At 71.6% G+C, this 13856-nt stretch carries 12 protein-coding genes; 5 read left to right on the top strand and 7 right to left on the bottom strand.

Features of this window, described 5'->3' with window-relative positions:
• Window positions 1-14 precede the first annotated feature (14 nt).
• A complete protein-coding gene (gene map, locus AB0383_RS33480; protein ID WP_285969430.1) occupies window positions 15-872 on the top strand; it encodes a type I methionyl aminopeptidase in 858 nt (285 codons plus the stop codon).
• On the opposite strand, the gene AB0383_RS33475 is transcribed toward map, so the two are convergent.
• Window positions 859-1830 (bottom strand): SGNH/GDSL hydrolase family protein, encoded by a 972-nt coding sequence (locus AB0383_RS33475; protein WP_364185492.1) that lies wholly within the window; start codon window positions 1828-1830, stop codon window positions 859-861. The genes map and AB0383_RS33475 overlap by 14 nt on opposite strands.
• A 180-nt stretch (window positions 1831-2010) precedes the next feature.
• Complete coding sequence (locus AB0383_RS33470) at window positions 2011-2700, bottom strand: FadR/GntR family transcriptional regulator (RefSeq protein ID WP_366189438.1); 690 nt, start codon at window positions 2698-2700, stop codon at window positions 2011-2013.
• Window positions 2701-2749: 49 nt separating this feature from the next.
• On the opposite strand from AB0383_RS33470, the gene AB0383_RS33465 reads away from it, so the two are divergent.
• Window positions 2750-4024, top strand: coding sequence for an MFS transporter (locus tag AB0383_RS33465; RefSeq protein ID WP_366189437.1), 1275 nt, complete (start codon window positions 2750-2752; stop codon window positions 4022-4024).
• Window positions 4025-4077: 53 nt separating this feature from the next.
• On the opposite strand, the gene AB0383_RS33460 is transcribed toward AB0383_RS33465, so the two are convergent.
• Both AB0383_RS33460 and AB0383_RS33455 read right to left on the bottom strand, forming a co-directional pair.
• Window positions 4078-5472: a mycothione reductase gene (locus tag AB0383_RS33460; protein WP_366189436.1), complete on the bottom strand. Its 1395-nt coding sequence runs from the start codon at window positions 5470-5472 to the stop codon at window positions 4078-4080.
• A 75-nt stretch (window positions 5473-5547) separates the two neighbouring features.
• Complete coding sequence (locus AB0383_RS33455; protein WP_366189435.1) at window positions 5548-6162, bottom strand: M15 family metallopeptidase; 615 nt, start codon at window positions 6160-6162, stop codon at window positions 5548-5550.
• A 444-nt stretch (window positions 6163-6606) separates the two neighbouring features.
• On the opposite strand from AB0383_RS33455, the gene AB0383_RS33450 reads away from it, so the two are divergent.
• Both AB0383_RS33450 and AB0383_RS33445 read left to right on the top strand, forming a co-directional pair.
• Window positions 6607-7431, top strand: a complete 825-nt coding sequence (locus AB0383_RS33450) for a serine protease (protein ID WP_366189434.1) — start codon at window positions 6607-6609, stop codon at window positions 7429-7431.
• A 52-nt stretch (window positions 7432-7483) separates the two neighbouring features.
• Window positions 7484-7936: a GNAT family N-acetyltransferase gene (locus AB0383_RS33445; protein WP_366189433.1), complete on the top strand. Its 453-nt coding sequence runs from the start codon at window positions 7484-7486 to the stop codon at window positions 7934-7936.
• Here the strand turns inward: AB0383_RS33445 and AB0383_RS33440 are convergent.
• From AB0383_RS33440 to AB0383_RS33430, 3 genes are all read right to left on the bottom strand, one after another.
• The gene (locus AB0383_RS33440; protein WP_364185478.1) at window positions 7933-9108 is read right to left on the bottom strand and encodes an 8-amino-7-oxononanoate synthase; all 1176 of its coding nucleotides are present in this window, start codon (window positions 9106-9108) and stop codon (window positions 7933-7935) included. The genes AB0383_RS33445 and AB0383_RS33440 overlap by 4 nt on opposite strands.
• A gap of 99 nt (window positions 9109-9207) precedes the next feature.
• Window positions 9208-10743: a DEAD/DEAH box helicase gene (locus AB0383_RS33435; protein WP_364185476.1), complete on the bottom strand. Its 1536-nt coding sequence runs from the start codon at window positions 10741-10743 to the stop codon at window positions 9208-9210.
• A 351-nt stretch (window positions 10744-11094) separates the two neighbouring features.
• Window positions 11095-12042, bottom strand: a complete 948-nt coding sequence (locus AB0383_RS33430) for an RIO1 family regulatory kinase/ATPase (protein ID WP_366189432.1) — start codon at window positions 12040-12042, stop codon at window positions 11095-11097.
• Between the two features lie 247 nt (window positions 12043-12289).
• Between AB0383_RS33430 and AB0383_RS33425 the strand changes: the two genes are divergently transcribed.
• Window positions 12290-13852: an NAD(P)/FAD-dependent oxidoreductase gene (locus AB0383_RS33425; protein WP_366189431.1), complete on the top strand. Its 1563-nt coding sequence runs from the start codon at window positions 12290-12292 to the stop codon at window positions 13850-13852.
• The last annotated feature ends 4 nt before the right edge of the window (window positions 13853-13856 follow it).

Genomic DNA, 13856 nt, shown 5'->3' with positions numbered 1-13856 from the left:
GTAGTCTGGAGGGCATGTCCGTTCGTGCCCCGTTGAAGCCCGGCGTCCAGACTCCGCGCCGCGCCGTTCCCGCAGACATCGCCCGCCCCGAGTACGTCGACCGGCCGGCGCCGAAGCGGGACACCGGCAACGGCGTGCGCACGCCCGAGGTGATCGAGGCCATGCGCGTGGCGTCGAGGATCGCCGCGCAGGCGCTCGAGGAGGGCGGCAAGGCCGTCAAGCCCGGCGCGAGCACCGACGACATCGACAAGGTCGTGCACGAGTTCCTGCTCGACCACCACGCCTACCCGTCGACGCTGGGCTACCGCGCCTTCCCGAAGTCGTGCTGCACCTCGCTCAACGAGGTGATCTGCCACGGCATCCCCGACTCGACCGTGATCGAGGACGGCGACATCTGCAACATCGACGTCACCGCCTTCATCGGCGGCGTCCACGGCGACTGCAACGCCACCTTCCTCGCCGGCGACGTCTCCGAGGAGGCGAAGCTGCTCGTCGAGCGCACGCGCGAAGCCACGGCGCGCGCGATCAAGGCGGTGCGCCCCGGACGGCAGCTGAACGTGATCGGCCGCGTGATCGAGGCGTACGCCAAGCGCTTCGGCTACGGCGTGGTCCGCGACTTCACCGGCCACGGCGTCGGCCCGGCGTTCCACACCGCGCCGACGGTGCTGCACTACGAGGAGCCCTCGGTCCACACGCTGATCGAGGAGGGCATGACCTTCACGATCGAGCCGATGATCACCCTCGGCACCATCGACTACGACGTGTGGGACGACAACTGGACCGTCACCACGAAGGACAAGAAGTGGACGGCCCAGTTCGAGCACACCCTCGTGGTCACGGCCGACGGCGCGGAGATCCTCACGCTCCCGTGAGGTGCGCGGTCCGGGCCAGCTGAGCCGGGTCGGCCTTGCTGCGCGGAGCCGGTGCCTTGGTGTTCTTCGCGGCCACGCCGAGCGCCTGGGCGATCAGCTTCGCCTCGGCCTCCATCCCGGCGCGGAACGGGTGGTAGGCCACGGCTTCGAAGAGGTTCGTGCTCTGGCCGTTGACCCACGCTTTGCCGCCGGCGCACGCGTCGTGGCCGAGGCTGGGGCCGTAGGTGTCGACGAAGTGCACGCCTTCGCGCTGCGCGGCTCCTTCGACGGCGGCGTTGAGCTTCTGCTCGATGCTGTCCGCCCACGCGTAGTCGCCGTCGGCGAAGGGGATCACGCTCGGGCACGTGCCCGTGGGCGGCAGCAGGCGCGGGTAGCCGACGAGCACGATCGTCGCGGCGGGCGCGCGGTCCTTCACGCCTTGCACGACCTTCGCGACGTTGCGGCCGGTCGCCTGCACCGCGGCGGCCATGGTGTCCACGCCGTTCACGGTGTAGTGCGCCTGGCAGGGCGCGCCGGTCGGATCGTCGGCGCGAAGCGTCGGGCAGGTGCCGGTCAGGTCGCCGAAGACGCTGTCGTCGTTGCCGCCGATGCCGATGGTGACCAGGTCGGTGTCGGCGTGCAGCGCGTCGAACTGCGGCTGCTGCGTGGACAGCGGAACGCTCGGCGACGGCGTGACCTGCGGCTGCGTCATGTTCGACGTGTCGGCCGACGAGCAGCTGACATCGGTGAACGCGCCGTCCGTGTCGTAGATCCCCAGCCGCGTCGCGAGCCAGGACGGATAGTTGTTGTTCGACCGGAAGCACCAGCTGGCCTGCTGCCAGGGGATCAGCGGCCCGGCGGTGTACGAGTCGCCGAGCGCGACGTACTTGCGGAACGACGGAGCACTGGCGGCCGCGGCGGTGGCACCGGCGACGAGACTCACGATCACGAACAGCGCGGCGAGCGGGAAACGGCGCACGGGCCTGACCTCTCCGTCCGACGGGATGGTGATCAGACTTTCGCGTGGTCCGGACAAGTCCGCAACTTATGTGAGTAACTTTCACGTTCAAGAGTCTCGCGGGCGGGGGAGGCCCCTCGGCCGGGCCGTGAACCAAAGGTGACGCGGCGGTGACATCGGGGGAGCGGTGTCGAGAAATCCCTAGTCCGCCGTTTGTCCGCTTTCCTCGGCCCGCGCCAGGATTTCGTCGAGGAAGTCGCCGGCCGCCTGGGCCGCGCGGGCCGGGGCGCGGGCCTCGATGGCGTCGACGATGGCGCGGTGCTGGGCGATCTCGGCGTGGTCCGGGTGGTCGTAGGTGGACGCGACGCTGGCGGTGATCGCCTCCATCAGGCCGCGGTAGAGCTCGAACAGCAGGCCGTTGTGTCCACATCGGACGATTTCGAGGTGGAACTCCGCGTCGGTGCGGGCGAAGTCGTCGACGCGGCCGTCGAGCTGGTCGGTGTCGCGCTGGTGCAGCAGCACGCGCAGACTCTCGACCTCGGTGTCGGTGCGCGCGGTGGCCGCCAGGCGCGCGCCTTCGACCTCGAGGGTGCGGCGGACCTGCAGCACCTCGCGCAGCTCGGTGCCGCACAGGCGCCTCAGGGCGCCGGAGACCTCGCTGGTGGCGCGGACGTACGTGCCGTCGCCCTGGCGCACTTCGAGGATGCCGGTGTGCGCGAGCGCGCGGACGGCCTCGCGCACGGTGTTGCGCCCGACGCCGAGCTGGGCGACCAGTGCGGGCTCGGTGGGGATGCGCTGTCCGACCGGCCATTCCCCCTGTGCGATCGCGTCGCGCAGCTGGTCGATGACCTGGTCGACCAGGCCCGCGCGCCGGGTGGGGGCGAGAGGCACAGGATTAATCCCTTCATCCAATCATCCTATGTATGCGATAGTAGCGGACGTGTCCGTCGATTCCTGGGATCCCACCCCGCGCCCCGCCTCTTACTCCGACCGCCTCGAGCTCGAACTCGAAGGCGGCATCGAGGAAGAGACGTCCGGCGGCGCGCGCCGGCCCGGGGTGATCGCGGGTGGCGTGCTGCTCGCCGTCGCCGTGGTGCTCACGGCGCTGAACCTGCGCCCGGCCATCACGAGCGTCGGCCCGCTGCTCGCGGAGATGCGCGGCAGCCTCGGCGCGTCGGCGATCTGGGCGAGCGTGCTGACGACGTTGCCCGGCCTGTGTTTCGCCGGTGCGGGCCTCGCGGCGCCCCTGCTTTCGCGCCGGTTCGGCATCGGCTCGGCGATCGGGTTCGCGCTGGCGGTGCTCACGGCCGGGCTCGTGCTGCGTGTCGTCGACGGTCAGCTCGTGGTCCTCGGCGGCACCCTCGTCGCGACAGCCGGCATCGCGCTGATCAACGTCCTCATCCCCGTGGTGATCAAGGACTCCTTCCCGGCGCGCGTCGGCATGATGACCGGCGTCTACACGGCCGCGCTGCAAGGCGGCGGCGCCGCCGGGTCCGCCGGGAGCCCGCCCCTGGAGACGGCGTTCGGCGGCTGGCGCCTTTCGCTCGGCTCGTGGGCGGTGCTGGCGGCCGCCGCGCTCGTCGTGTGGCTGATCGCCTCTCGCGGCACCGGCCGGGCGCCGAAACCGGCCGCGAACGCCGCCGGCGGAAGGTCCCTGATGCGCAACCCGCTCGCGTGGATCGTCACGATCTTCTTCGGCCTGCAGTCCTTCATCGCGTACGTGGTCATGGGCTGGCTCCCGCAGGTTTTCATCGACTCCGGCGTCAGCAAGGGCGACGCCGGCCTGCTGCTGGGCCTGATCTCCGTGATCGCCGTGCCGATCAGCCTCGTGATCCCGCCCGTCGCCGCGCGCCAAGGCAGCCAGAGCTGGTGGATCTTCAGCATGGGGGTGTGCGGCGTGGCCGGCATGCTCGGTCTGCTCGTGGCACCGGCGTTCTCGCCGCTGCTGTGGAGCGTGCTGATCGGCATCGGCATGAGCGTGTTCTCGCTCGCCCTCACCGTGATCGCCCTGCGCGCCCGCACCGGCGCCGAGACGGCCCGGCTTTCCGGCATGGCCCAGGGCTTCGGCTATCTGCTCGCCGCCGTGGGGCCCTTCGTCTTCGGCCTCCTCCACGACGCCACGGGCAGCTGGTCCGTCTCGCTGATCGTCCTCATCGCCGTGACCTGCGCGCAGATGGCCGTCGGTTTCCTCGCCGGGCGGCCGCGCTTCGTCTGAGCCGACACGACAAAGGGCCTCCCGCGGCGGGGAGGCCCTTTGTCGTCACCGGCTCAGTCCAGCGGCAGGTTCAGCAGTGCGTTCTCGATCAGCTCCGGCATCGCCGGGTGGATCCAGTACTGGCCGCGCGCCATGGTGCGGGCGTCGAGGCCGAAGCTCATGGCCTGGATGAGCGGCTGGATGACCGACGAGGCCTGCGGGCCGATGATGTGCGCGCCCAGCAGCCGGCCGGTGGCGGGGTCGGCGAGGAGCTTCGCAAAGCCCGTCGTGTCCTCCATGGCCCAGCCGTAGGCGATGCCGGCATAGTCCTGTTTGGACACGACATAGGACACGCCGCGAGCGCGCGCGTCCTGTTCCGTCAGGCCCACCGAGGCGATCTGCGGCGAGGTGAAGATCGCGTGCGGCACGAAGCGGTGGTCGGCCTTGATGCGGTCGTCCGGGTGCAGCAGGTTGTGTTGCACCACACGGCTTTCGTGGTTCGCGACGTGCTTGAGCTCGTACGGCGACGACATGTCCCCGAGCGCGTAGATGCCCGGCACCACCGTCTCCTGGTAGTCGTCCACGGCCACGTGGCCACTGGCCTTCGTGGTGACGCCGGTGGCCGCGACGTCGAGCACGTCGGAGTTCGGCGTGCGGCCGATGGCGACCAGGATGAGGTCGCTCTCCAGCGTCTCGGCGCCGTGCGGGCCTTCGAGCTCCAGCACCGCACCGGTGGCTTCGCGGTGCGCGCCCAGGATCTTGCGGTCACGGCGCAGGTCGAAGCGTTCCGCGGCCAGTTCGGTGAAGCGGGCGCTCACGTCCTCGTCCTCGCCGCGCAGCATCGCGCCCGAGCGAAGGACCACGCTCACGTCCACGCCGAACGAGGCGAACACGTGCGCGAACTCCGCCGCGATGTAGCCGCCGCCGAGGATGGTGATGCGGCGGGGCAGGGCGTCGAGCCGCATGATCGTGTCGGAGGTGTGGTAGCCGGTCTCGGCGAGGCCCGGGACGTCCGGCACGACCGGGCGCCCGCCCGCGGCGAGCACGAACCGGTCGGCCGTCAGCACCTCGTCGGGCCGCCCGTCGGTGAAGCTGACGCGCAGCTCCTTCATGCCGGTGAAGCGGCCTTCGCCCTGGTAGACGTCGACGTTCTTGTTGTCCTCGTGGTTCTTCCGGTACTCCGCGCCGCCAGCGGCGATCGGGTCGATGCGCCCGAAGACGCGGTCGCGGATCTCGGGCCAGCGCACGCCCTTGAGCTCCTCGTCCACGCCGTAGCGGGAGCTGTGCGAAGGCGTCGCGGCCACGTCCGCGGCGTAGACGAACATCTTGGTCGGGATGCAGCCCACGTTGAGGCAGGTGCCGCCGAACGTCCCCTTCTCGACGATCGCCGTCTTCAGGTCGGCGAAGCGCGGGTCGAGGATCGAGTTCCCCGATCCGGTCCCGACGATCACCAGGTCGTAGTGCGGCACAGTCTTCCTCCGAAAGCCGTAGAACGAGCGTTCCCAGTCTAGTGAACCGAAGCCCGGGACGCGGTGTTCCCGCGATCAGTGCCCCGTGGCTGTGAAGTGCATCCGGTCGACCGGCGAGGTCCACGCGCCGCCCCAGCTCCAGCCGACGGCGGCGAAGTCGCGCACGACCGGTCCGCCCGCGACGACCATGCCGGGCCGCACGCGCGAGCGGTCCAGATACGCCGACGCCAGCTCCGGCAGTACCAGCGGTCCCTTGGTGTACGGGTTGCAGAACGGGTTCACGTCCACGGCCAGCCCGTACGCGTGGGCGGACCAGTTCGTCGCGCCGCGGACGGGCCGGCAGACGAAGGCGCTCGTGTCGTTGCCGTCGCCGGTGGGTGGCGCGTCGAGCTCCCCGGGACTGGTCACGCGCATCTCTTCGAGGGGGAACCGCTCCGCGAAGAGCTTGCCGAACACGGTGGCGGCGGCCTGCGCGCCGGTGCGGTTCACGAGCAGCTCGCCGGTGTGGGCGCGGCCGTCGAAGCCCCAGAAGGAGAGCGTGACGTAGCGCAGGTCCGTCGACCTCACCGGGCACGCGGCCTGCCAGGTGCTGCGGGCGAGCACGTCGGCGGGGACGGGGACGATCTTCGACGTGTACGTGGTGCCGTCCGGCGGCGGCAGGAAGTCGCGCGTCGGCAGGGCGCGGTTCACCAATTCGGGTGGAGTCGGGAGGATCTCGCCGAAGCCGTCGGAACGGCGGGGGAGCGGGCGTGCACCCACCTGCCAGGTGACGGGCGGAGTGCTCGTCGCTGTCCGGGTTGTCGGGAGTGCCGCGCTCGTCCGGCTCGTCGCGCTCGGTGACGGCGTTCCGGGCGGGACCGAGGGCGCCGACGGGGCCGGCGTGCTGCAGCCGACCAGCAGGAACGTGATCAGGGTGCCGGCTGCGGCCGTCGCTCTCCGTCGCATGGAACCAGCCAATCAGACGCGCTCCGTGAGCACTGAGTCCACCCGTTCCAGTGACACCATTTCGGGCCTGCTCCGTTTAGGGTAATCGCGGCTGCTCGTTCACGCGCCGCGATCCCGCTGCTCGCTCTTGCCGAATGTCCTTGCTTTTGCCGAATGTCTAGTTCGAATGCTCTGCCGAAGGGGAATCCCATGCCCGCCAAGTTCCGCCGTCCGCTCCTTCTCGCGGCCGGGGCCCTGCTCGTGACCGCGGTGACGGTGCCGATCGCGGTCAGCACGGCGTCGGCACAGGACGCGCCGGCGCCGCCCTCCGGCGCGCAGCCGCGGATCGTCGGCGGAGACGCGGCGAGGCTGTCCGACCACCCGTACGCGGTGTACCTCGCCGACCAGAACGGGAACCAGTTCTGCGGCGCCGTGATCGTGAGCTCCACGGCGGTCGCGACGGCCGCACACTGCGCGAAAGCCTTGCCGCGCACCGATGTTCGCGTCGTCGCGGGCCGCCAGGACAAGCGCACGAGCGACGGCGTGGTGCTCACGGTGTCGCGCGAGTGGGTCGATCCGGACTTCTCCGACCCGACGAAGGGCGCCGACGTCGCGGTGCTGAGCGTGCGGGGCCAGCTGCCCTACCGGCCGGCGAAGATCGCGTCGGCGAGCGACCGCGCGGCCTACGACACGGGCACGCAGGCCACCGTCCTCGGCTGGGGCCGCGTCGCCGACGGCGGCGACCGCTCCGACTACCTGCGCAGCGCCGTCGTGCCGCTCGTCAGCGACTCCACGTGCAAGTCGGCGTACGACACGTACGACCCGTCGAGCATGGTCTGCGCCGGCTACCCGGACGGCGGCATCGACGCCTGCCAGGGTGACTCGGGCGGCCCCCTCGTGGTCGGCGACACCCTCATCGGCATCGTCTCCTTCGGCGACGGCTGCGCGAAGCCCGGCAAGCCCGGCGTGTACACCCGCGTGTCGACGTACGCGGACGACATCGCGGCGCAGTCGCAGGCGCGGATCCTGGGCTGAGCTGTGCCGTCCCCGCCGCGGGTCCTCGGCTGAGCTGTGTTAAGCAGGGGTCGTGACGACCCCGCACCACGCGACCGGCCCCGAACTCACCGCCGTTCAGCTCTACGCCATCCTCCGCCTGCGCGCCGACGTGTTCGTCGTCGAGCAGGAATGCGCCTACGGCGATGTTGACGGGCGTGACCTGCTCCCGTCGACGCGGCACCTGTGGTTCACGGACTCCGCCGGCGAGGTCACGGCGTACCTGCGCGTCCTCGCCGACCCGGATGGCGTCTCCCGCATCGGCCGCGTCGTCACGGCCGCTTCAGCCCGCGGTCGTGGACTCGCGGCGTCGCTGATGGAGGCCGCGCTGGCCGGCGCGACGGGCGAGTTCGTCCTGGACGCGCAGACGTACGCTCAGCGCCTGTACGCGCGCTTCGGCTTCGTGGCCGAAGGCGACGAATTCCTCGACGACGGCATCCCGCACATCACCATGCGCCGTGTCGCGAAGGACCCTGCCGGCTCCTAAGAAGCCGCCCCTCGCGGTGCCGTCGCGGTGATGACCTTCACGGCGCGGTCCACGTCCGCCTCGGTGAGGTCGGCGCGGACGGTGAGGCGCAGGCGCGAGATGCCGTCCGGGACGGACGGCGGGCGGAAGCAGCCGACGCGGATGCCCTGGTCGGCACAGGACTCGGCCCACGTGACGGCGGCCTCGGCGGACGGGGCCTGCACCGAGATCACCGCGGCGTCCGGGAGGCTGGCGCGCAGGCCGGCCGCCTTGAGCTGCATGGCGATGTTCCCCGCGTTGTCGGTCACCTTCGCGGGCAGCGACGGGTCGGCCTTCAGGACGTTCAGCGCCGTCAGCGCGGCGGCGACGCTGGCAGGCGCGAGGGCGGTGTCGAAGATGAAGCTCCGCGCCGTGTCCACGAGGTGCTTGATCACGCGCCGCGGGCCGACGACGGCGCCGCCCTGGGCGCCGAGGGACTTGGACAGCGTCAGGGTGGTGACGACGTCCGGTGAGGCGGACAGGCCGGCCGCGTGGACCGCGCCGCGGCCGCCTTCGCCGAGGACGCCGAAGCCGTGGGCGTCGTCGACGAGCAGGGCGGCACCCGCGCCGCGGCAGATTTCCGCGAGCTCGCCGAGCGGCGCGAGGTCGCCGTCGACGGAGAACACCGAATCCGTGACCACGAGGGCGCGCGGCTTGCGGCGCGTGGACAGCGCGTGCTGGATCGCCGACGGCGTCGCGTGGGCCACGGCCGCCACGTCGGCGCGCGACAGGCGGCAGCCTTCGATGAGCGACGCGTGGATGTACTTGTCGGTCACGATCGCCGACTCGGCGCCGGACAGCGCCGTCACCGCGCCGAGGTTCGCGGCGAAGCCCGAGGAGAACACCAGCGCCGCCTGGGCGCCGCAAAAGCGTGCCAGCTCGAGCTCCAGCTCGGCGTGCAGCTCGGTCGAGCCCGTGACGAGCCGCGAGCCCGTGGCGCCCGCGCCCCAGCGCATGGCGGCCGCCGCGGCGGCGCCGACGACGCGCTTGTCGCGGGCCAGGCCGAGGTAGTCGTTGCCGGCCAGGTCGAGCTCGTCCGCCTGCGCGGGCCGCGCCCGCAGCCGCCGCACCAATCCCGCTTCCGCGCGCTTCTCGGCCTCGGTGTCGAGCCAGTCGAAGACGTTCTCGGGCGGCAGCTGCGGGATGGCATTCACGTCCCGCAGTGTCCCACCCGCGTCACACGCGAAACCGTGGGCCCTGCCACACAAAGAAAAAGCCCCGCACGAAGGCGGGGCTTTTTCTTCAACGGAAACTCAGCTGTCGTAACCACGGCGCTGCGGACGACCCGGGCGCTGCGGGCGGCCCGCACCGTTGCCGGACCGCTGCTGACGCCCACGGCCACCGAAGCTCGGGCGGCCTTCGCGCGAACCGTAACCACCGCGGTCGCGGTTCTCGCCGTAGCTGCGCTCACCGCGCTCGCGGCCACCGCCGAAGCCACGGCCACCACTGCGGCGCGGCGACTCGCGGCGACGCTCGATCACCGGCTCGCCGCTCGGCTCCTGCGCACCCGTGATGCGCGAGAGCTCCGCGTCGCCCGGGCGGACGACCGTGGTCTCGGCGCGCACGCCGGCCCGGTCGGTCATCCGGCGGACGGTGCGCTTCTGGTCGTGCGTGACCAGCGTGACGACGACACCCGACGCACCGGCGCGCGCCGTGCGGCCCGCGCGGTGCAGGTAGTCCTTGTGGTCCGCGGCCGGGTCCACGTGCAGCACCAGGGAGATGTCGTCCACGTGGATGCCGCGCGCGGCGACGTCCGTGGCGACCAGCACCGGGGTGTGGCCTTCCTTGAAGTCGGCCAGCACGCGGTTGCGCTGCCCCTGGGTCTTGCCGCCGTGCAGCGCCGCCGCGTGCACACCCTGCTCACGCAGCCGCTCGGTGAGGCGGTCGACGTGGTGCTTGGTGCGCACGAACATGATCGTGCGGCCCTCGCGGGCACCGATCTGCGTGACGATGTCCTGCTTGTCCTGGTGCGACACCTGGAGCACGTGGTGGTCCATGGTGTCCACGCTCGCGGTCGACGGCGCGACCGAGTGCGTGACCGGGTCGGCGAGGTACTGCTTCACCAGCTTGTTGACGTCACCGTCGAGCGTCGCCGAGAACAGCAGCCGCTGGCCGCGCGGCGGGGTGAGGTCGAGGATCTCCCGCACCTGCGGCATGAAGCCCATGTCGGCCATCTGGTCGGCCTCGTCGAGCGCGATGAAATTGCAGTCGCTCAGCGACGCGGTGCCCTGCCGGACGTGGTCCGACAACCGGCCCGGAGTGGCGATGAGCAGGTCGACACCACGCGAGAGCGCGTCGGCCTGACGGGTGAAGGCCATGCCGCCGACGGCCGTGCGGCACCACAGGCCGAGCGACTTGGCGAGCGGGGTCAGCGAGTCGGCCACCTGCATGGCCAGCTCGCGGGTCGGCACCAGCACGAGCGCGCGGGGGTGCTTCGGGCGGGCCTTGCCGCCGTTGAGCCGGGCCAGGATGGCCAGGCCGAACGCCAGCGTCTTGCCGGAACCGGTCTGGGCGCGGCCCAGCACGTCGCGGCCCGCGAGCGCGTCGGGAATCGTCGCCGACTGGATCGGGAACGGCGAGTTGATGCCCGCCTCCGCCAGCGCGCGCAGCAGCTCGTCGGGCAGGCCGAGCTGAGCGAAGGTCTTGGTGGCCACCGTCTCGACGGTGTCGTCGCGCAGGAAGTCCTCGCGAGCCGGGCGCTGCCGCGGCTTGCGGTCGGGACGGTCCCCGCGGCCCGGCCCCGAGTGGGACGACGCAGCGGAATGGCCGGAGTTGAACGTGACTGTCACTTATGCCTCTCGGACGCGGCACGTCGCAAGGAGGCCCGGGCTGCCCGCTCGCAGGCAGGGCAAGATGGTGTGCAATGGGCTTTCACAGGGACGGACCCGGCGCGCTCAGGAGTTCCCACCATCGAGCGCCGATGGAAATGCTTCGGATTTCACCGCGAGCCCGTCAGTGGGCTTTGGAGGCGACGGACACCAACTCATCCACGCCGCCGGTTGCGGTCTGTGTTGACTGTACCGGAGTCAGGGCTTCTGCTTCACACCCAGGTGTCCGGTTGTGGGCGGCGTCGCAGTCGTGTCCTGTGCCACATCCGAATGGCCCAGCGCCGCGACGCCACCCACCGCACAGCCGGCGGATCAGCCCACGCCTCCGGCGTAGGCCAGTTCCGCCACGAGATCCTCGACGTTCGTCACGCGTTCCGGCAGGCCACGGGCCTGGAACCAGCTCGCCAGGTTGCGCACGTCGCGCTCCAGGAACTCGCGGCCACGGGGGTTCGCGACGAGGTCGACGACCTGCGGGAGGTCGATCACCATCAGATGCCCTTCGTGCACCAGGAGGTTGTACGCGGACAAGTCGCCGTGCACGAGCCCTTGCGTGGCGAGCAGTTCCAGCGCCGACACGGCCTGTTCCCACAGTTCGGTCAGCTCGTCGTGCTCCGGGCGCTGCTGTGCCAGCCGCGGCGCTGCCGTGCCGTCGGGCTCGCCGAGGAACTCGAGCAGTAGCTCGGTCCCGTGGCGCTGCACGGGGTAGGGCACGGGTGCCCCGATCGTCCACAAGCGACTCAGCGCCGCGAACTCGGCGACCGCCCACTGCTCGGCGATCAGGTTGCGCCCGAAGGAGGTGCGGCCCGCCATGGCCCGAATCTCGCGTGAGCGCCGCATGCGCCGGCCTTCGAGGTACCCGGCGTCACGGTGGAACAGCCGGTGCTCATCGCTGCGGTAGCGCTTGGCGGCCAGCAGTACCCCGTCGGTGCCGGGCAGGTTGCGGCGAAGGAGGTGGACGTCGGCCTCCTTGCCCGTTTTGAGCACCCCGAGGTCGGTGTCGACTGCGGCGAGCTCCGTGACCACCCAGTCGGGCCTCGGGTGGGGGCCTTGGTCGGCGTCGTCCCAGGTGGTCCAGCGGTCGGCGCCGTCCGGGAGGTCGGTCTCGGTGTAGGCGTCGTCGCGCGCCTGGGCGAGGCGGAGACGCTCGCCCTCGGTGAGCCGGCCCCGGCGGGTCGGCTCGGGTTCGTCGCTGAATCGCCGCCCACGACGGGGACGCTCGAAATCGGACGCGTGAAGGTCTTCGTAGTCGTGCTCGCGCACTGGTGGGTCTCCTCGATCGGGGTGCCCCACCGGGCGAGCGCGGAGGCTCTAGCCGCGAGGGGCGGACGGAAGTGACAAAGGCCAGGTCAGCGCCCGGACATTCGCCACAGCGTTGTTCTCCATCGGGCACCTCCTTCGCTTCCGTCGGCCACCGGCACCCCGCCGGTTCGCGAGCAGCATGCCGGGGCCCGAGTGGCTCGCGCAACCGAATTAACGGGCTCCGCGAAATACCCCTAGCCTCGGCGGCATGAACGGTGGCGGGAATTACGACGCGGTGATCGCGGGCGGCGGCCACAACGGCCTGGTCGCGGCGGCCTACCTGGCCCGGGCCGGGTGCTCGGTGCTGGTGCTGGAACGGCGCGGCGAGATCGGGGGAGCGGCGGTGTCGTTCCGCGCATTCGACGGCGTTGACGTGCGCCTGTCGCGCTACTCCTACTTGGTGAGCCTGCTGCCGCGGGAGATCGCGGCCGACCTCGGCCTGGGCGTCGAGCTGCGCCGGCGCCGGATGTCGTCCTACACGCCGTCCGGCGACACGGGTCTCCTTGTCGACACGGCGGACGACGCGCGCACCGCGGCGGCCTTCCGCGCTGTCACCGGGTCCACAAAGGACTTCGACGCGTGGCGCGAGTTCTACGCGCAGGCCGGACGCGTGGCAGCGGCGACGTTCGACACGCTCACCGAACCGTTGCCCGGCCGGGAAGAGCTCAAAGCCCGCATCGGCGACGACGAAGCGTGGGCCACGTTGTTCGAGCGCCCGATCGCCGAGACGCTCACCGGGCTGTTCGGCGACGACACCGTGCGCGGCGTGGTGCTCACCGACGCGCTCATCGGCACCTTCGCCGGCGCCGGCGACGAGGACCTGCGCCAGAACCGATGCCTGCTCTACCACCTGATCGGCAACGGCACGGGCGACTGGGACGTGCCCGTCGGCGGGATGGGCGCGGTCACCCGCGCGCTCGCCGACGCCGCCCGCGGCGCCGGGGCCACGCTCGTGACCGGCGCCGAGGTGCTGTCTGTGTCGCCCGAGGGGGAGGTCCGCTACACGCTCGGCGGCACCGAACGCGTGGCCGCCGGCTCTCACGTACTGGCCAACGTCGCGCCCGACACGCTCGCGCGGCTGCTCGGCGAGGAACCCGGCCCGCGCCCGGAAGGCGCGCAGCTCAAGGTGAACATGGTCCTGTCGCGGCTGCCCCGCCTGCGCGACGCGGCCGTGGACCCACGCGACGCGTTCGGCGGCACCTTCCACGTCAACGAGACCTACTCGCAGCTCGAAACCGCGTACGCCGAGGCCGCGGCGGGCAAGATCCCGACGCTGCCGCCGTGCGAGATCTACTGCCACTCGCTCACCGACCCGTCGATCCTCGGCCCGGCCGAGCGCGCGGCGGGCGTGCAGACGCTGACGTTGTTCGGCCTGCACATGCCGGCGCGGCTGTTCGAGGCCGACAACGATCGCGCGCGGGCCGAAGCCCTGCGCGCCACGATCGCGTCGCTGGACAGCGTGCTCGCCGAGCCGATCGAGAGCTGCCTGCTGCGCGACGCGGCGGGCAACCCGTGCGTGGAGGCGAAGACGCCGCTGGACCTGGAGGCCGAGCTCGGGCTGCCGCGCGGGCACATCTTCCACCGCGACCTGTCCTGGCCCTACGCCGAAGATCAGGCCGACGTCGGGAAGTGGGGCGTCGAGACCGCGCACGAGCGCGTGTTGCTCTGTGGCGCCGGTGCCGTGCGCGGGGGTGGCGTGAGCGGGATCCCCGGGCACAACGCGGCGATGGCGGTGCTCGCTCGACGGCGCGGCGAGGAGCGGGCAGGGTGAAGAC

The organism is Amycolatopsis sp. NPDC051373, from assembly GCF_040689465.1.
GTDB lineage: Bacteria > Actinomycetota > Actinomycetes > Mycobacteriales > Pseudonocardiaceae > Amycolatopsis.
Note: the sequence above shows the minus strand (reverse complement) of the source record. Positions and strands in the feature narration are given on the sequence as shown.

Bases quoted from the DNA above. Each gene is read 5' to 3' on its own strand.
- map (WP_285969430.1), top strand. From the start codon at position 15: ATGTCCGTTCGTGCCCCGTTGAAGCCCGGCGTCCAGACTCCGCGCCGC.
- AB0383_RS33450 (WP_366189434.1), top strand. From the start codon at position 6,607: ATGCCCGCCAAGTTCCGCCGTCCGCTCCTTCTCGCGGCCGGGGCCCTG.
- AB0383_RS33425 (WP_366189431.1), top strand. From the start codon at position 12,290: ATGAACGGTGGCGGGAATTACGACGCGGTGATCGCGGGCGGCGGCCAC.